Source organism: Georgenia sp. X1117 (genome assembly GCF_057784635.1).
The window spans coordinates 1449069-1467120 of record NZ_CM173492.1; the positions used below are offsets into that span (position 1 = coordinate 1449069).

Annotated in this window: 18 protein-coding genes; 10 read left to right on the forward strand and 8 right to left on the reverse strand. The window is 68.9% G+C overall.

Features of this window, described 5'->3' with window-relative positions; genetic code table 11:
- The first annotated feature begins 28 nt into the window (after positions 1 to 28).
- Complete coding sequence (locus AC3D3D_RS06575) at positions 29 to 1813, forward strand: hypothetical protein (RefSeq protein ID WP_463662561.1); 1785 nt, start codon at positions 29 to 31, stop codon at positions 1811 to 1813.
- 149 nt (positions 1814 to 1962) lie between these two features.
- On the opposite strand, the gene AC3D3D_RS06580 is transcribed toward AC3D3D_RS06575, so the two are convergent.
- The 3 genes from AC3D3D_RS06580 to AC3D3D_RS06590 form a co-directional block, all read right to left on the reverse strand.
- A complete protein-coding gene (locus tag AC3D3D_RS06580) occupies positions 1963 to 2553 on the reverse strand; it encodes a phosphoribosylanthranilate isomerase (RefSeq protein ID WP_463662560.1) in 591 nt (196 codons plus the stop codon).
- 43 nt (positions 2554 to 2596) lie between these two features.
- Positions 2597 to 3769: a hypothetical protein gene (locus AC3D3D_RS06585; protein WP_463662559.1), complete on the reverse strand. Its 1173-nt coding sequence runs from the start codon at positions 3767 to 3769 to the stop codon at positions 2597 to 2599.
- Between the two features lie 240 nt (positions 3770 to 4009).
- Entirely contained in the window at positions 4010 to 4714 is a 705-nt protein-coding gene (locus AC3D3D_RS06590; RefSeq protein ID WP_463662558.1) for an alpha/beta fold hydrolase, read from the reverse strand.
- A gap of 128 nt (positions 4715 to 4842) precedes the next feature.
- On the opposite strand from AC3D3D_RS06590, the gene AC3D3D_RS06595 reads away from it, so the two are divergent.
- Entirely contained in the window at positions 4843 to 6315 is a 1473-nt protein-coding gene (locus tag AC3D3D_RS06595) for an ArnT family glycosyltransferase (RefSeq protein ID WP_463662557.1), read from the forward strand.
- 128 nt (positions 6316 to 6443) lie between these two features.
- On the opposite strand, the gene AC3D3D_RS06600 is transcribed toward AC3D3D_RS06595, so the two are convergent.
- On the reverse strand, positions 6444 to 7583 hold the full coding sequence (locus tag AC3D3D_RS06600; RefSeq protein WP_463662556.1) for an acyltransferase family protein: 1140 nt from the start codon (positions 7581 to 7583) through the stop codon (positions 6444 to 6446).
- A gap of 291 nt (positions 7584 to 7874) precedes the next feature.
- Positions 7875 to 8615, reverse strand: coding sequence for an FAD-dependent oxidoreductase (locus tag AC3D3D_RS06605; RefSeq protein ID WP_463662555.1), 741 nt, complete (start codon positions 8613 to 8615; stop codon positions 7875 to 7877).
- A 209-nt stretch (positions 8616 to 8824) separates the two neighbouring features.
- On the opposite strand from AC3D3D_RS06605, the gene AC3D3D_RS06610 reads away from it, so the two are divergent.
- Both AC3D3D_RS06610 and AC3D3D_RS06615 read left to right on the forward strand, forming a co-directional pair.
- The gene (locus AC3D3D_RS06610; protein ID WP_463662554.1) at positions 8825 to 9271 is read left to right on the forward strand and encodes a GNAT family N-acetyltransferase; all 447 of its coding nucleotides are present in this window, start codon (positions 8825 to 8827) and stop codon (positions 9269 to 9271) included.
- Between the two features lie 444 nt (positions 9272 to 9715).
- Positions 9716 to 9976, forward strand: coding sequence for a helix-turn-helix domain-containing protein (locus AC3D3D_RS06615; RefSeq protein WP_488512580.1), 261 nt, complete (start codon positions 9716 to 9718; stop codon positions 9974 to 9976).
- Positions 9977 to 9988: 12 nt separating this feature from the next.
- Here the strand turns inward: AC3D3D_RS06615 and AC3D3D_RS06620 are convergent, their stop codons facing one another.
- The 3 genes from AC3D3D_RS06620 to AC3D3D_RS06630 form a co-directional block, all read right to left on the reverse strand.
- Positions 9989 to 10381: a hypothetical protein gene (locus AC3D3D_RS06620; RefSeq protein WP_463662671.1), complete on the reverse strand. Its 393-nt coding sequence runs from the start codon at positions 10379 to 10381 to the stop codon at positions 9989 to 9991.
- 193 nt (positions 10382 to 10574) lie between these two features.
- Complete coding sequence (locus AC3D3D_RS06625) at positions 10575 to 11147, reverse strand: ImmA/IrrE family metallo-endopeptidase (RefSeq protein WP_188550640.1); 573 nt, start codon at positions 11145 to 11147, stop codon at positions 10575 to 10577.
- A gap of 3 nt (positions 11148 to 11150) precedes the next feature.
- On the reverse strand, positions 11151 to 11519 hold the full coding sequence (locus tag AC3D3D_RS06630; protein ID WP_188550641.1) for a helix-turn-helix domain-containing protein: 369 nt from the start codon (positions 11517 to 11519) through the stop codon (positions 11151 to 11153).
- Between the two features lie 306 nt (positions 11520 to 11825).
- Here AC3D3D_RS06630 and AC3D3D_RS06635 point away from each other — a divergent pair, with 306 nt between their 5' ends.
- From AC3D3D_RS06635 to AC3D3D_RS06660, 6 genes are all read left to right on the forward strand, one after another.
- The gene (locus tag AC3D3D_RS06635) at positions 11826 to 12791 is read left to right on the forward strand and encodes an SMODS domain-containing nucleotidyltransferase (RefSeq protein WP_188550642.1); all 966 of its coding nucleotides are present in this window, start codon (positions 11826 to 11828) and stop codon (positions 12789 to 12791) included.
- Positions 12788 to 13402, forward strand: coding sequence for a ubiquitin-conjugating enzyme family protein (locus AC3D3D_RS06640; protein WP_188550643.1), 615 nt, complete (start codon positions 12788 to 12790; stop codon positions 13400 to 13402). The genes AC3D3D_RS06635 and AC3D3D_RS06640 overlap by 4 nt, the downstream gene beginning before the upstream one ends.
- The gene (locus AC3D3D_RS06645; protein ID WP_463662552.1) at positions 13389 to 14687 is read left to right on the forward strand and encodes a HesA/MoeB/ThiF family protein; all 1299 of its coding nucleotides are present in this window, start codon (positions 13389 to 13391) and stop codon (positions 14685 to 14687) included. Before AC3D3D_RS06640 ends, AC3D3D_RS06645 begins: the two co-directional genes overlap by 14 nt.
- Positions 14688 to 14710: 23 nt before the next feature.
- Positions 14711 to 15241 carry a Mov34/MPN/PAD-1 family protein gene (locus AC3D3D_RS06650; protein WP_463662551.1) on the forward strand — a complete coding sequence of 177 codons (531 nt, stop codon included), beginning with the start codon at positions 14711 to 14713 and terminating at the stop codon, positions 15239 to 15241.
- Positions 15238 to 16542 (forward strand): SAVED domain-containing protein, encoded by a 1305-nt coding sequence (locus AC3D3D_RS06655; RefSeq protein WP_229586873.1) that lies wholly within the window; start codon positions 15238 to 15240, stop codon positions 16540 to 16542. Before AC3D3D_RS06650 ends, AC3D3D_RS06655 begins: the two co-directional genes overlap by 4 nt.
- A 109-nt stretch (positions 16543 to 16651) precedes the next feature.
- On the forward strand, positions 16652 to 18022 hold the full coding sequence (locus tag AC3D3D_RS06660; protein WP_463662550.1) for a hypothetical protein: 1371 nt from the start codon (positions 16652 to 16654) through the stop codon (positions 18020 to 18022).
- Positions 18023 to 18052: the final 30 nt, after the last annotated feature.

The window sequence follows — 18052 nt, forward strand, 5'->3', positions numbered from 1 at the left end:
CCCATGGCAGACACAAGGAGACACGATCATGCACACCTTTCTTCGACGCGCCCTGCGAGCCTCGGTGCTCGCGGGCGGCCTGATCGTCGCCGGGGCGGCCGCCGCCCACGCCGACGACGGATCGCTCGGTGACGGGTTGGTGGAGGACCTCCTCGCCGACAACTCCGTCACCCTGCCCGTGACCGTCCCCGTCGACCTCGGCGACATCACCGCCACGGTGCTGGGCGAGACGAGCATCAGCTCCAGCGAGCCGGCACCCGCCGAGCCCGCACCGACCTCGGTCGTCGAGGTCGCCCCGGCCGCGGAGGACTCCGCGGACGGTCGGGAGCCGTCGACGGCGCAGGACGTCGCGCCGGCCGGGACCGCGACCCTTCCGGTCGAGGAGCCCGCCTCGGACGAGAGCCTCGCGGAGGACACCATTGACGACGGCGGCCTGGTCGAGGACGTCGTCGCGGACAACACTGTCACCGCACCCGTGACGGTCCCGGTCGACGTCGACGACGTCACCGCCACCGTCCTGGGCGAGACCACCATCGAGGAGACCACCGAGGCAGAGGCCGCCCAGGAGTCGGCACACGCCGCGCCGGTCGCCACGACTGAGGTCACTACCACGCCGAGCGAGAACACCGACGCCGGCGAGGCGGGCCTCGTGGAGGACGTCGTCGCGGACAACACTGTCACCGCACCCGTGACGGTCCCGGTCGACGTCGACGACGTCACCGCCACCGTCCTGGGCGAGACCACCATCGAGGAGACCACCGAGGCGGAGACCGCCCAGGAGCCGGCACACGCTGCACCGGTCGCCACCACCGAGGTCACCACCACGCCGGCCGAGAGCACCGAGGCCGTCGAGGCGGGCCTCGTGGAGGACGTCGTCGCGGACAACACTGTCACCGCACCGGTGACCGCACCCATCAGCCTCGGCGACATCAACCTCAACCTCCTCGGCGAGACCACGATCGAGGAGACCAACCAGACCGGCACGGCACCCGCCACACCGGTCGCCACCACCGATGTCACCACCACCGGCGACACCGGCTCCGACGCCGGCCTCGTCGAGGACGTCGTCGCGGACAACACCATCACAGCACCGGTGACCGCACCCATCAGCCTCGGCGACATCAACCTCGCCCTCCTGGGCGAGACCACCATCGAGCGGACGTCGACGGGTACCCCCGCCGGCGCGGCTCCGGTCTCGGAGGTGGACGTGGCAGCCGGCTCCAGCTCGACCGGTGGCGGCTCGCTCATCGAGGACCTGCTCTCGGGCAACCTCATCACCCTGCCCGTGACGCTGCCGATCGATGTCGGTGACATCAACGTCACGCTGCTCGGCAGGACGGAGATCATCGAAGAGGTCGTCCCGACCGATCCGACGGACCCCACGGACCCGACCGATCCGACGGACCCCACGGACCCGACCGACCCGACCGACCCCACGGACCCGACCGACCCGACCGACCCCACGGACCCGACCGACCCCACGGACCCGACCGACCCGACCGACCCCACGGACCCGACCGACCCGGTGGACCCGACGGACCCGACGGACCCCACGGACGCGGTGGACCCGACGGTGCCCGGTGACCAGGGCGGCGACCCGTCCGACGACGACCGCCGTCCCAGCGTGGACGCCGGCCCCGTCGTCGTGGAGTCCTCGACCGGTGGCGACTCCGCGGCCCCCTCGGCCACGGGCACTGCCGGCACGGTGAACGAGCTCCCGGCCACCGGCGCCGGCGCCTCGCTCCCCCTCGCGGGGATCGCGGGCCTGCTCGTCGTCGGCGGGCTGCTCATGCGCAGGCTCTCGCGGGCCTGACGCCGCAGGGTCGCTGACCGGGAGGTCACCGGCCCTGATGCGGTCAGCGCCCCGGCGGCAGGCACATCGCCGCCGGGGCGCTCACCCCTGCCCGACGACGGACGGCCACCATCGCGCGCAGGTGCCCGGCGAGCGCCGTCGGGCGCTGGTCAGCGACCGCGGACGGCGGCCACGAACCGACGGACGAGCTCGTGGTCCTTGGTCCCGCGGACGGACTCCACCCCGCTGGAGACGTCCACACCCCAGGGCTGCGCGGCAGCGATCGAGGCGGCGACGTTGTCGGGGTCGAGACCGCCGGCGAGCAGCCAACGCCCCTCGGGGCGCCGGTCGAGCACCGACAGGTCCCAGGGCTCACCGGAGCCGGGCGTGCGTGAGTCGAGCAGGAGGGCCTCCTCGCCGTGCGCGCCCACGGTCGTGGGCCCCACGGTCGCCGAGGTCGCCCGCCAGACCCGGTCGAAGAGCGCGGCGCCGCGGCGGTTGTCGGCCTCGTCGTAGCCGTGCAGCTGGAGGACGTCGACGCCGATCTCCCGGGCGGTCGCGACCGCGTCGTCGACAGCGAGGTCGTGGCAGACCATCACGGTGGTCAGGCCCTCGGCGCCGGCCACGAGCTCGGCCGCGAGCGCCGGCTCCACGGCACGCGGGCTCGAGGAGCTGATGACCACCCCGATCGCGTCGGCGCCGGCCTCGCGCGCCACGCGCACGTCCTCAGGGGTACTCAGGCCGCAGATCTTGACGAACACCCGGCCGACGCTACCCGTCGGGCAGTCCTGCCCGGACTGCAGCTCAGGAGGCGGCCGCCTGCGCGGCGCCGGTCCAGCTCTCGACCAGGGTCTCCCCGGCGCCCCCGAGCGGACCGGTCACGGCCTCGACCTCCTCCTGGTCGAGCGGCTCGGCCCGCTCGACGGCGTCGATGACCCCGTCGACGGTGTCGGCGTTCTCGGACAGGCCGTCGAGGTAGTCCGGCACCTCCAGCCCCTCGTCGGTGACCCCGACCAGCGGGGTCCCCACCGCGGCGATCTGTGGGAAGACCGATCCGGGGATGCCGACGGCGACCTCCGCCGAGGCGGCGGCCTCCACCGACCCCTCCTCGGCGATCTCGAAGTCGCTCCACAGCGACTCGTCCTCGCGGGGGTGGAGCCCGACGACGACCTCCCACCCGTCCGCGTCGAGCGCCTGGGCCGCCTCGAGGAGCAGCTCGCTGCCGGGCGCGGCCGCGCCGGTCTCGTCCTCGTAGGTCACCGACGTCAGCACCACCACGGTGTCCTGCTCGGGCTCGCGCTCCGGGACGTCGTCCAGCGCCGGGGTCCCGACGACGTCGATCTCGCCGGGGTCCACCCCGAGGTGCACGGCGAAGGTCTCCCGCTCCGCCTCGGAACCGGCGGTCACCGCGACCAGCCGCTCCTCGACGTCCGAGGCGAAGGGGGCCTCCTCGGCCAGCAGGTACGCCGAGGAGCTCGCCACCACAGGGACGTCCTCGAGCGCCGCGACGACCTCGGCGGGCCACTCCGTGGCGCCGTTGACGACGAGCAGGTCGACGTCCTCGGGGCGCACCTCGTCGAGGGTCCGGACCGGCACGGGAGACTCCGGATCGACCTCGGACATGTCCGGGACGATCTGGGTGAAGGTGGCGCCGCCCTCCTCCACCTCGTCGAGCACGTCGTCGAAGTGATAGGTGCCCCAGGGCTCGTTGGTGGCGACGGCGATGCGCAGCCCGTCCGCCGCCCCCTCACCCGCACCGTCCGAGGCCGCCTCCGTGGGCGAGACTGCTGCACCGTCCGTGCCGGCGTCCGTCGGCGGCTCCTGCTCCGCGTCAGCGCTCCCCTGATCGTCGGCGCCCGCGCATCCGGCCAGGACCAGCGCGGACCCGACCGCCCAGAGGGAGAACGCGCGAGGGAGCCGGCCCCGCACCCGGGTGGGTCGTGCGTGCCGGTCGGTCGTCGTCCACGAGGTCCTCATGATCCGGACCGTACGTATGGCCGATGAACAGGTGCTGACGGCGCACGAACCGCCCACTGAACGGCGTCGCGTCGCCGTCAGTGCTGCCCGCCCCGGTGCGGGCTGTGCATGAGGCCGAGGACGTTGCCGAACGGGTCCACGACCGAGGCGGTGACGAACCCGGCGCCCCGCTCCGTCACCTCCTCGTGCACGGAAGCGCCGCGGCCGGTCAGCGTGGCGGCGACGTCGTCGGCGCACGCCTCAGTCCCTCCCGACCTCCCGTGCGCCGTCGGCGTACCTGTGCAGCCACCCGGCGAGCTCGCGCGGGCGGCTGAGCGCGACGCAGTGACCGCCCGGCATCTCGTCGGGGATGATGCCCAGTCGTTCCGGCACGAGCCGGCGGAAGAGGTCGGGCGGGAAGAAGCGGTCGTCACGGCAGAGCAGGAACCGGGTGGGCACGTCGGGCCACGTCGGCAGCGGCCAGGGCGCGGCCATGCACGCGGCCGAGGGATGGCGGCGCTCCCGCCTCATGGCCTCCTGCGCCAGCTCCCGCGGCACGTCGTGGTAGAAGCCGACGAAGGGGTCGGGGTTGCCGGTCAGTCCGCCGTCGCGTGCGGCCTGCTCGGCCACCGCGGCGGGGTAGCCCGTGCTCTCCCACCACTGCCCGGGCGCCTCGCCCGGCCGGGGCACCATGGCGGCCAGGAGGACCAGCACGCCCGCGCGCAGCCGATCGGCGACGAGCGGGGCGACGAACCCGCCGAACGAGTGGCCCACGACCACCAGGTCCCGCCGCTCACCGACCGCCCCCACGACGGTGTCGGCGTAGTCCCCGAGCGTCGCGGCGTCGTCGTCGGCGGGCAGGTCGACGGCGACGACGTCGTGCCCCTGCGAGCGGAACTCGGGCTCCACGAGGTGCCACGCCCAGGCGCCCTCGCCTGCGCCGTGGATGAGGACGTAGGTGCTCATGGCGGACCACTCCCCTCGCGGCCCACCGGCGGACCTCGGCCTCGAGGCTAGGCCCGCGCGGGCGGCGGGGGAAGACTCCACGTGGCCCGGGGGCTGTGCGGGCCGGTCCGGGCTGTCAGACTCCGCGCATGTCCGTGCCCGACGTCGTGCGCTCCCCCGACGTCGCGCGCTCCCCTCTCGCGTGGCGTCACGTCGCGGCGGCGATGCTCGTGCTCGGGGTCGTGCTCCTCGTGCTCGCGCCGCAGTACGGCTACCACCGCGACGAGCTGTACTTCCGGATGCTGCCGCCGGCGTGGGGGTACATCGACCAGCCGCCGCTCACGCCGCTGCTCGCGAGCGCCGCCATCACCGTGCTGGGCGACTCGGTGGTCGCCCTGCGTGTCGTCGCACTGCTGTGCGCCATGGCCTCGCTCGCCCTGCTGACGGCCGTGACCCGGGAGGTCGGCGGTGGGCGGCTCGCGCAGGCACTGACCGCCTGGGGCATGGCGGGGGCCACGCTGACCCTGGCGTTCGGGCACGTCCTGTTCACCACCTCGGTCGACCTCGTGCTGTGGCCGGCGGTGCTCCTGCTGGCGATGCGCGCGGTGCTCCGGGACGACGGGCGGTGGTGGCTCGCGGCCGGAGCCGTCGCCGGGGTGGGGTCGGCCAACAAGCTGCTCACGGCGGTGCTGTTGCTCGGGATCGCCGTGGGGCTCGCCGCGCTCGGGCCGCGCCGCTGGTTCCGGTCGGGCTGGCTGTGGGCCGGCGTCGCCGCCGCGGGTGTCCTGGCGCTCCCGGCGATCCTCTACCAGGCGACCAACGGGTGGCCGCAGCTCGAGATGGGGGCGGCGCTCGGGGCGGAGAACGGCGCCGAGGTGCGGGTCATGGTCTGGCCGATGCTCGTCCTCATGGTCGGGCCGGTGCTCGCGGTGTTCTGGGGCGTGGCCGTCGTCTCCCTGCTGCGGCGCCCGGAGTGGCGACCGGTGCGGTTCCTCGTGCCGACGCTGGTGGTCGTCGTGGCGTTCACGCTGCTCGGGGGCACGCAGGCGTACTACCCGGTCGGCGTGCTGGGGACGCTCGTCGCCGTCGGGTCGGTGCCGGTGGCCGAGTGGGCGCGCACGCGCGCCAGGCGCGCCCTGGTGGTGGGGGCGATCGTCGTCAACGCGGCGGGGTGCGCGCTGACCTCGCTGCCGGTGCTGCCGGTCGAGACCTTCGGCGACTCCGGCCTGGCGGCCGTCAACCCCGCGACGGCGGAGCAGGTCGGGTGGGAGGAGTACACCGCCCAGATCCGCCGCGCGGCCGCGGACGGCGGCGCGCAGGCGATCATCACGAGCAACTACGGCGAGGCCGGCGCACTGGACCGCTTCGGCTCCGGCGGCGTGCCGGTGGTCAGCGGGCACAACGCGCTGTGGGACCTCGGCGGGCCGCCCGCGGATGCCGAGATCGTGGTCCTCGTCGGGCTCGAGAGCCGCATCTCCTCGTTCGCCTCGTGCGAGGTGGCCGGCGAGCTCGACAACGGCGTCGGGGTGGACACCGCGGAGCAGGGTGAGGCGCTCCTCCTCTGCGAGGGGCCGGTCGCGCCGTGGGCCGAGCTGTGGCCGGAGTTCCGGCACCTGAACTGATCGCTCGGATTCAGCGGACGTCACGGTCACGCCGACGTCCGGCGTGACGGAACGGCACCGATCCGTCCGTTCACTCTTCACGTGTCCGACGGCGTCCTGTCGGTCGAGGTGCCGCCGACGCACGCGCGTCAGTTGGGCGCGGATCCGCCTCTCGCACGCGTGTGCTCGTCGGATCCGGCGGGTTCCTTCGGGTGCGACGACGGCGCGGACCCGCCCCGGCCGAGGATGAGGGTGCGCAGCCACCTGGGTTCGGCCAGGATCCCGTCGAACGGCAGCCGCTCGCAGATGGCGTGGAGCAGCACGGACAGCGCCACGGCACCCGTGACGAGCAGGACGAGGATGACGGCCTCGGCGCCGGGGAACGACTCGGCGAAGGGGCGCGCGGGCCCGATCAGCTTCCATCTCGCCAGGAGGATCAGGGGCATGTGGGCCACGTAGATCGCCAGGGTGCGGCGTCCCAGCCAGCTCCACATGCCGCCACCGGGCATCCGGGACAGCCCGATCCCCAGGAGTGCGACCGCCGGCATGCCGAGGAGCACCAGCAGGAGGGTGTCGACCCGGTCGTTCGTCAGGACGAGGTCAAGCTCGTTGCGCGCGAGGGCCAGGGGGATGAAGCAGAGCGCCGCCACGGCGCCCACCACCACGAGCCACCGCTGCCGGACCCGGACGACCGGGGCGACCAGGAAGCCGAGGAGGAAGAAGGGGGCCTGGGTGAAGAACGGCTCCGTCCGGGCGCCGAGGTCCGGGTGGACCGGGCTGAGGATCATGGCCAGCGCCAGTGCGCCGAGGACGACCGGGTACCCGCGCAGGAGGCGCGCCACCATCGTCATCACGGCGAGCGACCAGATGAACCAGAGGTAGTCCTCGGGCAGCAGCGCCTGGTCGGCCAGCCACCGCACCAGCCCGCCCGGGATCGCCAGCTCCCTCGGATACTGCGCGAGCCGCAGGAGCAGCTCGATGAGCAGCCAGACGCCCATCACCCACACCATGGGCACGATCCGGGTGCCGAGCACGGTCCGCCACGGGCGGCGGGCGGCGTGCCGGAACAGCATCCCGGAGAGCAGGAACAGGGCGGGGATGCGGAGGGTCTGCACGACCCGGACCGCCGGCTCGAGCTCGGTGACCGGCATGCCGCCCCGGCCCATGAAGAACATCGCGTGCCCGACCACCACGAGGACGACGAGGAACCCGCGCGCGGCGTCGATCCAGGCGACCCGGGTCCGGCCCGGACGTGACACGCCCGACGCCCCGGACGGTTCCACCTGCATCGACCTCTCCTCGTCAGCCCCGTCGGGCTTCGTTGTGTGTGCGCCGTTCCTCGACCGCGCGGCCGCGCGGCCGTCGTACCCGTGGGCTCGTCCGCAGCGCACCCGGGCTCCTTTCGGACCGCGCGGACCCACGATAGGGGCCGGGCCCGGCCACCGTGCCACCTGACTCGGACCTCCTGCGCGTCGACGGGGGCCTGGGACCCAGCTCGGAGCGGCCCCAGCACGTCCCGCAGCCGGTCATGGACGTGGCGGATCTCGTGGCTCCAGGCGACGATCCGGGTGCGCTCGCCCTCAGTCATCGACCGCGTCCGGGAGGTCGCCGCCCGCGAGGGCGTCGGCGCTCGCGGTGGCCCCGAGGACGACGCGGTCGCCGTGCGGCCAGAAGGCGGCCCAGGCCGGCCCGAACGGCGCCTCCATGAAGAACTCCTCGATGCCGGGGTTCGCGACGACGACGTGCTGACCGCGCACCGGCCGCACGCCCGTGCCGGCCAGCTCCCGCGATCCCAGGCCCGAGCAGTTCATCACCGCGAGGGCGAGGTCGGCGGCCTCGTCGAGCGAGGCGAGACGACCGATCTCCACCCGCGCCCCGGCGGCCTCGAACCTGCCGACGAGGTGGCGCAGGTACGGGACCATGTCGACGAGCGGCGTCGTCGTGCGGAACCCCCATCCGAAGCCGTCCGGCAGCTCGGCCGGTGCGGCGACGTCGATCGGCCGCCCGTCCAGGGTCATCGGGAACGGTGGCTCCTCACGCGCCGTCAGGGTCCCGGACCGGACGACGACGCCGGAGCCCGGCACCGTCGCCAGCTCGGTGAAGACCTGTCGACCCCGCCTCTCCCAGGCGAAGGCCGGTTCGTCCTGCGGCAGCAGGTTGGGCCCCACCATCGCGGACGCGACCGCCGAGGTCGTCTCGAGGGGCCCCTCGGCGGCCAGCACGCGCACGGCGTCCCCGCGCTCGGCGAGCAGGACCGCCGTCGTCAGTCCGACCACCCCGACCACGACCACGACCACGACCACGACCACGACCACGACCACCGTCACATCACCGTCCGGTGAGCTCGCCGGCACGAGATCGGATGCAAGCGCAAGCGGCCGGGATCATACTGATTCCCACATGAGGGAACGGGACGCGGTGAACTGGGTCCTGGGACGTGCACCCTCGTGGCCCGCCGCGCGTCCACCGGCGGACGGACGCGACCACACTGACGAGAGCGACTCGATTGCGCGCAGGAGAATCAGATCCCGTGGCGAGCTCGCCGGTGCGCGACTCGATGCCTACGGACGTTCCGTCATGGCTCGCACTGGCGGCTGAGGTGGAGCCACTGTTCGGACCGATGCCGGGAATCCGAGGAGTGATCGAGCGGGGCCTCGAACGGGGCACGGCACTCGTCACCGGCGCCCAAGGAGCGATCACCGGCGGGATGTTGCTCAGCCGTGACGACCAGGCCCACCGGATCAACTGGCTGGCTGTGGCGACGTCGGCTCGGGGCCATGGCCTCGGCGCGGCCCTGGTGAGCGCCGCGTTGGACCGCTGGCGCGTCGGCGACATCGACGTCGTCACGTTCACCCGCGACACGCCTGGCGGTGAGTCGGCTCGTCATCTGTACGAGCGATTCGGCTTCGTCCGCCTCGGTCCCGCTCCAGCCGGTTCGGATGGAATGCCGCGCGATCTGTACCGGCTGCGGCGGTAGGAGCATGGACGAGCGTCGGTCACCAGCATGCGGCGCAGCGGAGCTCAGGGTCGACCACCTGCCCGCGGTCCTGGTCAGAGTTCGAGCGGCGGATCGGCCCCATCGTCAAGCGTTGCCGACACCCGAGACGATCGCCTGGCGCATGAGCCACGACATCGACGACACCCCACGCGAACCCACGAAAAAGTCCTGAGCCGCGACACCATGGAATCGATGTCGCGGCTCAGGACAAGCGTGGACCTCCGTAGCAGCTTCTCAAACCCCCGGAAGCCGCTCGGATCGCTGATTTCCCGCGTCCTACGGAGATCGCCTGGTCGTCGGCCGCACACTCAGCGTGCTCAGATCGCCGATGGGCGCGGTCCGGTGCGTGAGAATTCGCGTCAGTCTCAAACCCGTTTGAGCGTCTCCAATCGAGCCGAGCTGGTCGCCGGTTACGCTGCTGGTGTGCCCGTGCGCGAGCTGGCGACACGATTCAACGTGCACCGCGGCACCGTGCGGGAGATAGCTCGGGAGGCGGGCTTGGCGGCGCGTCGCCCGGAGTTGCCCGACGCGATCCGAGTGGACGCCGCTCAGCTCTATGCGGGTGGGATGACGCTCGCTCAGGTCGCCGCGCGACTCGGAGTAAGCCATGAGGCCGTGCGCTCGGCGGTGCTCGCGTGCGGCGGGACCATCCGTGTCGGCGGTCGTCGCCGGGTCGGCGCCTGAGTTCTTCACACCTCACCGGTTACCTATCGCGTCCACCACGGCCCGCTCTTTTGCGTCGTCTGCTTCGCTGGGCGAGCTGGCGCGCTCGCGACGGGCGGTGACGGACTCGCGGACACGGGCGCGGATTAGGAGCACAGCGCTGACCGGCCCGATCCAGAGCATCTTGAGCATGTTCCAGATCGCCCACAGCACTGCGAGGTGGAGCCATCCGGGTGCGCCGTCCTCGATGAGTTGGACACAGACGTTCGCGATCAGGATGTACGGGACTGCGAGCAGCATCGCGGGGATACCCCACTTCAAGCCGCGTCGGTGAGTTCGGATCGCATCCAGCAGGATGTTGGTGGGCATGTAGCGCCGCAGGAAGTAGCGGGTGTGGACGCTGACGGTCCAGATCAGACGGATCATGGTCTTCCTCTCCATCGCACAGTTCATATGACGAGGCGGTGCGTTGAAGAGTGACCCGAGGGTCTGCCGCGAGCGGCGCATTACAGAGGAGAAATCCGCCTCGAGGCCAAGTCTACGCCTCGGGCCGGACGTGAAGGAAGGGACGGGCGAACTCGCACCGAGCCCAGGCCGATCGCCCGCTGCTGGGTCGCAACTATCGGTAGGAGCTGGGCGCCTTAGACCACTTGGCGCGAGCGCGTTCCATGACCTTGCGGGCGCCGCTGTGGTTCATCCTCCAGCGGGCGACAGCGAGGCTGACGTGGTAGGCATCCGCGGCCTCCTCGTCGGTGGCGTTCGCTCGGGCGAGCCGGAAGGCTCCGTCGTTGGGGATCAGCATCTCCCCCGAGAGCCAGTCGGCTTCGGCTTCTTGGTCGCCGCCCAGCCCACACTTCCTCTCGTCGGAAAGCGAAACGCCGAACTGGTGCTCCAGGACGACGTGGGCGAGTTCGTGGCACATGGTGGTGCGCCGACGAGTCAAGGGCTGAGCATCGTTCTCCAGGATGACCACCCCGCTGCCGTTCGGGATCAGCGCCCCGGATAGTGCGCTCCCGTCCGCTCGTAGGAAGTGGTCGCGCGCCACACCATCGAGGTCGCTGAGCTGGACGACGGGGATGCCGTACTCAGACGCGAAGGCATAGGGGTCGAACGGCGCGTGCGCGTCGAGGCCGATTTCGGTTCGTAGCTCCAACGCGAGGCGCTTCGCCTCGGTCTTGAATCCTCGACGCACGAGTCATCCCTGGGCCCGTGCACGTTCGATGGTCGCGCCGATCACCTGTTGCAGGTACTTGACGTCGGTTTCGCTGAGGTCCTTCCGGGCGCGCAGGAGCGGTGCGAGCTGGGCCATGAGGTCGGGTTCGCGAGTGTCGTCGGCGTCACGTTCTCCCTCGTGCTCGAAGAAGTCCTCGGCCGGGAGTCGGAGCCAGGCGATGATCGTGGCGAAGCCATCGGTGTCTGGCTTGAGGCCGTTGCCGAGCCGGGAGAGCAAGGAGGGGCTCACGCCGATCTCACCGGCCAGTGCTCGCCAGGAGAGTTGGCGCTCTTGACGCGCGGCGTCTAGGGCGGAGTACAGCGCGGCCGTGTTGATCGTGGTTTTGGCCATACCCCCAGTGTGTCACATCTGCGACAGTCCGTCGCCTCCGACACGGAGTGTGTTAGAATTGAAACGCAGCATCGAGTCTAGAACACCGAGGAGGTGAGGAGCATGGCAGGCAAGCGAGGGCGCAGCGCGGTCACGGGTCGGTTCGTGAAGCAGTCCACGGTGAAGCGTCACCCGAAGACCACGACCAACGAGACCACCGGCAAGCGCAGCAAGAAGAAGTAGGCAACGAGCCGCACCTGCTCGACGCAGCAATGTCGGTGGCAGTAACTACGGTGATCGAACGACGAACCAACCAGGAGAACGACTATGAGTGTGACGGACGCCTTCAAGACCTTTCAGGACGTCGTGAACGCTGACATCACACACGTCCGCGAAGCGCGCGCCCGGCGCGATCTCTTCAAGAGTGCCTTCGGCACCGAGGACGATGTGGAGGAAGTCATCGCGTCCGGATCGCTCGCGCGAGGGACGCACAAGGACCCGATCCATGACGTCGATGTGATCGTCGTCTTCGATCAGGACGATCATCCTGAGTGGGGAGCGCCGGGAGGTTCCGCCGCGGACGCTCTCGATCACACGCGCGAGCGTGTCAACGCGCTGCTCGGGGCGACGAACGGCACCTACGACCACGCCGTCCGACTGGCCCGGTGGCGCAACCATGCCGTCAAGTGCTTCCTAGATGACCCTGACGATCCTGACGCTTTCACGGTTGATGCCATGCCAGCACTTCGCCGCGATGGGCGGCTCCTCATTCCTGAAGCACTCTCGGAAGACTGGGTCGCTTGCGACCCCGAGTCCCTGATCGCCGAGGTCGCGGATAGGCACGCACAGTGGAACAAGTTCGCCGGCACTGTTCGGATGCTCAAGTGGTGGGCCGCCGAGCAAGACACCAAGATCAAGTCTCTCGTCATGGAGGTCCTCGCGCTCGACTTCCTGCCGACGGACGTCAACCAGCCCGCTGCGATCAAGCAGTTCTTCGTCAGCGCCTGCTACCACATTGAGGGTGGGAACGAAGTCGCCGATCCTGCTGGGCTCTGTGGACCGATTCAGCCTGACATCGACTACTGCGAGTTCGCCGATTCCCTTGGATCTGCACGAGATAACGCGATCAAGGCCTTCCAGGCACAGGCGAACAACGACACTGCCGCTGCGATTAAGCACTGGGGTGAGGTGTTTGGGGACGACTTCCCGAAGCCTCCCGCCTCCACTGGCAACCCGGCGCCTGCGGTCGTACCAGCGGCGCCCCGACCGGTGAAGGACACTCCGCAGGGATGACTCGCGCAACAGGGCCGGATCGCGGCGCGGGCACCGCGGCGCTCAACCCCGTGCTCTGGACTGAACGTGAACCTGTGCGACTGGCGCGCGACCAAGATGAAGTCCAGGCTTTCGCGCCGTTGCTCGAATACCAGAGTCCAGCAGACGACGGCTTGCCGCACGGCGGATGGATCGGCGTGCTCCCCCGCTGGCCGTTCGAGCGGCCGCAGCCCAATGCTCTCGACGAGCTGCTCGGGGACCAGGAACTGCGGGTGCTCGTCGCCTACTCCGCGGCGCACCCGATGGTGCCGCCGACCATCTACTCCCTCGATCCGGAGCCGTCGATCTGGGAACAGACACAGTCCGCATGGCACGTAGCCCCAGGAGGATCGCTCTGTCTGCTCCAGAGCGATGGCGGCTGGCAGCCCGAAGCCAGCCTCACCGAGCTTCTGGCGAAGGCATCGGGGTGGCGAATCGAGTACGCCCTCATGAAGGCTGGAGTCATCAATGAGATGTCGGTCCATGGCATCGTCTCTGACCCCTCACACGACCACCTGATTGACCGAGCGATTCAGCGAGCAGCTCCAACACCGGACCCGACCGAGGCGGGAGACACAGATGTCTCCCCATAACCCCTACATCGTGATGCCCAGAGACGCGGTCACCAAGATCGCAGGCTCCGACCTGTCGGGCGGATCGCTGGTACTACGCCGCGTTCCCGCGGACGATATGTATGTCGTCCAGACCGTGGAAACCGGCAAAGACATCCGTCTTCCAGCCGAAGTCCCACGCGAGTACGCCGCGCTTCGTTCAGGCGACCCTCACCATGCCGCTCAGTGGATCAGGGTGGCACCGAACGACGCCCATCTTCACCATCTCTTCTTGTCCAGACGCCCCGATATCTCCATAGGGTTCAAAGAATTCAGGGAGCTGGTGCCGGGCGTTGGCGATCCCGGCAACCACCTTGGCGTGGTCGTCACTCACGACCCCGATCTTCCACCGGAGCTGGTGGAGGCGGGTGCCTCGGAGTTTGCGGGATGGGCTGTCCGGCGCAGCGGTGTGGAACCTCTCGCTATCGAGATAGAGCCAGAAGTTGTTGGCCTGGCACAGTTGGCTCGCAAGTGGCCGATCGAGCAGCTCGCCGCCAACAGCGTCATGGTCGTGGGCTGCGGCAGCATCGGCAGCGCCGCAGCAGAAGCGCTCGCAGGATATGGAGTCGGACGTGTGGAACTGGTCGACCCGGACCGATTCCTCTGGCACAACATGCTCCGCCACACTCTCGGCGCCGAAAGCGTCGGGCGGTTCAAGGTGGCGGCCATGAAAGATCACCTCGCCCAGCACTGGCCGCAACAGACAGTGCTTGCCCACCGACGCGACGTGGTTGCCGAGGCGCACTACATCCGGCCTATCGTCGACCGCGTCGATCTGGTGCTCTGTGCCGCAGACGGTATTGCTCCCAGGCGTGTCGTCAGCCACCTCTCCAGGCGCGCACGGAGGCCGGCGATCTTGGCGTGCGTGCTCGACAATGGCTCGATCGGAGAAGTCATCAGGCTGCGACCAACACCCCGGTTCGGATGTCTCCTCTGTCTACGGCAGCAGCTTGCAGATCAGGGAGCGATGGACGCTGAGGCGGATCAGGAGTTGGATTACGGCACCGGGCGCGTCCACCAGCCAATGACGGCTGTGCCGCCTGATCTCCGATACATCGGCACGTTCGCCGCAAAAGTAGCGATCGCGACACTGCTGGAATCGCTTCACGGTGACCACACCCAGCAGGTTCCCGGCGAACACGCCATCATCGGTCTTCGACCAGCAGGTGACCTCGCAGCCCCTTTCGACCTCAGCCAAGCCGGCGATGTTCGGTGGTCGTCCATTCCCAGACCTCGTGCATCGTGCCCGACCTGCTCGCCAGGATGACAGGTCGAAGAGAGGTGCCTCCGGTGACGATCACTGACGTCGCACTCAGCACGATCGCGCGCGAGGCGTTGCGGTCCGTCGATGGACTCGAAACTGGCGGCATCCTGCTCGGGAACGACGCGACTGATGGGATCGACATCCGACACGCCGGCGGACCTGGACCCAACGCCACCCGCGGCGAACGCACCTTTATGCGAGACCTCGTCCATGCCCGGCGTCTCGCGGACTACGCCTGGTCGGAGGACCGTAGCCAGTGGATAGGCGAATGGCACACCCACCCGACCGGAGGACTCTCCCCGAGCGAGGTTGATCTCCACTCCTACATGCGCCATCTGCACGACCCCGAACTGGGGTTCGACAAGTTCGTCGCGATCATCGCTGGATTCGATTCATCGACACGAGTGGTCGTTGCAATTTGGCTCGTAGAACGGGACCGCATCTTGGCAGTGTCACCCGAGAGGCTTCCTACGGCGCCTGCTGTAAACAGCCCGCACGCCAGTGACGCGGTGAGGCACGCCACCTTCGTAACTGAAGAACACAAGGAGACGCCATGACATCCGATTCCGCCGCCCCTGACCCAGCAGACCCTGTCTTCATCTCGTACCGCCAGAAGGACGGTACTGGTGTTGCTACGGAGCTCGCCTGGCTCCTCCGGGCCGCCGGCATCCCTGTCTGGCGGGACCGAGACGATCTGCCGCCAGGCGACACCGAGGCCCGACTCAAGCAAGCGATAGCGGCCGGCATCTCCGGCGGCGTTCTCGTGACGACACCGGACGTGGTGAACAGCAGAGTCGTGAAGACGTTGGAAGCACCTCAACTCCTTGAGCTACACCGCGACCACGAAGTGTTTGCACTTGGCATCATCAACTCGGTGAAGACAGACGACGGCGGAACAGATTACGACGCTCCCGACCGGCTCCTAGAGATTCGTCCCGGCACCTTGAGCGGTGTAGATCAGCAATCCGCCGAGCGCGATGGTCTGCTGGCATTGATCCGCAGTTTGGTCTGGCACCGGATCGCGTCTCTTCGCAAGCGAATCGAGACAACCGACCAGACGTTCCACCTGAGCCTCCAGACCAGGAACACGCCACAGGTCTATGACCGAACCGGTGACGAACTGGACATCCGGCTCATGCCCTCCGATCACGAACGGCTTCCGAGCGCCGATGGGCTCCGAGACCTCAAGGACACCATCGGTCTCCTCCCCGATGCCGTGACCCGTTCCGGGGCACATCGCCTACGTGTTGCTGGAGGGGCTCATCTCTCCGTGGCCTTCGCGGTCGGGGCGGCCTTGCCTTCGTCTCGAATCGGACACATGGACGTGATCGACCAACAGGGCGCCACCTGGTCGAGCGATGGCGAAGCGCGGTTCATCACGCAAACGCAAGTGCAAATCGCAGATCAAGGCGGCGAGCCATCGGCGATCACGGCCGGCCGTCCCTCCGTAGCCGTGTATGTCGATCTCCTGCCCCAACGCAGCGACACCGCCTTCACCCGCTATATCGAAGACCATAGGCCGTTTCTCGCGGCCTGGCGTCATCTCACAAGTGCGAGCGGCACGCTCCTCGACCCCACTGATGCAGGCCTGATCGCCGCCGACGTCGCCGCGCACATCCGTGCCCTGTCGAACGACAACTCCAACGCCGAGGTGCACCTCCTGCTGCGGTGCCCGTTCCCACTTGCGCTTCTCATCGGGCGATTGACCAACACCCTGCGTGTAGTAGTCCATGAATGGGACGACTCCGACCCCATCGACGGTGAAGACTACCGCGCAAGGTACGTGCCCACCATGCGTTTACGTACGTCTGCAAGATCAGGTGTCATCGAAGATGTGCTCCTCCCGGATGCGTCTTGACTGCGCCAACCGACCTCGCGGTCGCCCGTAACACCATGTTGAGCGTCACTCTCGCGTGGAGGATTCGCTCGACGTCTAGACAACGGCGCTCCGAAGGACACGGACGTCTATGAGCTTCTCGCGCGATCCGGGCTTGCCCTACTCGGCATTCACTCAAGCGTGCCGCGCCTTCAAACCCAGCGAGCTGATCCCGGCGATCGCGCAGGCCTCGGCCTCGCTCGGCGAACCGCCGTATCCAGATGCTGTGAAACATCGGATGCCGCCGTGGGGATTGGCTGCGGCCGCGCGAGATTCGCTTCTCTACGGCAATGAGTATCGCTCAAAGGCCGTCGATGAGAAGGCGCTGCGGAAGCTGATGCACAAGTTCCAGATCGCGATGGACATCGACGATGCTGATGTGGGGTCCGAGGACTTCCTCGTCAAACTGATGACTCGGGTCACGTACGAGCAGTTCCCCTACCAGGAGTCGATGTTCGAGGAACTTGCTCGCTCCCACGCCTGGATGGTCGAGGGTCTGCCCGACGTCGAGACCCGAGTGATCACGGAGGACTCGCTGGCGGCCATGCTCGACGGAATTCCGTTCCGCGAGGCGATCGGCGCGACGTTCTTCCTCCAAGTGGGTGCCTTCCAGAACGGTGGAGCATACAAGCCTGGCTGGCTGGATCAGCCAAACTTCACTGAAGTGCTGAAGCTCTATCCGCGGACGAACATAGAGAAGATCGCCTCTCGACTCACCACGACACCCGCAGCCTTTCGGACTGCTTTCAACGACCACTCGGTCGGAACAGCCACAGCGGCCCGATTCGATTACAACCCGTTGATGGCGACGCCGTTCGTGGACATGGGCGACGGGGAGCCTGTTGCTCCAGCGACGCGTCTGATCATGCGGACGGTCACGCCGGGAGGCTTGTACTACGCCGGGATGACCAAGCACGGCAAGGCTTTCGCGGATGATCTCGGAGGCCTGTTCGAGCACTACATTGGTCGACAACTCAACCTGATCGAAGACGCGGAGGTCGAACCCGAGATTGTCTTCGGCAAGGGTGGCGGTCACAAGAGCGTTGACTGGTTTGTGATCCTGCCCAATCTGGTCATCTTGGTGGAGGTCAAGTCTCGCCGCCTCGCCCCGGCAGCACGGGCCGGCGATGCGACGCTGATGAACTCGCCCAGCGAGACCCTGGGCGGCGCACGGAAGCAGTTGACCCGGACTGTCAGCCATCTTGCTGACAGTCACCCGGCGTTCACGCACATCCCAACGGACCGCCCCATGTTGGGGTTGATCGTCACGGCGGAGCCGTTCTATACCGGGGCCGCGTACCTTCTCGACCATGACGTTGCGGTCATCCCCGGCGGGAGGCTCCCAGATGTTCCTGTAGCCGCGGCGAGCGCGCGTGAAGTCGAGTGGCTCGTGACGCACGGCAAAGACGTTGAGCCGCTGCTCCTCGCAGAGATGGTGGGTAGATGCTCAGTTCCACGGTGACCAGTGGCACCCGTGGACCGTGAGTCCATA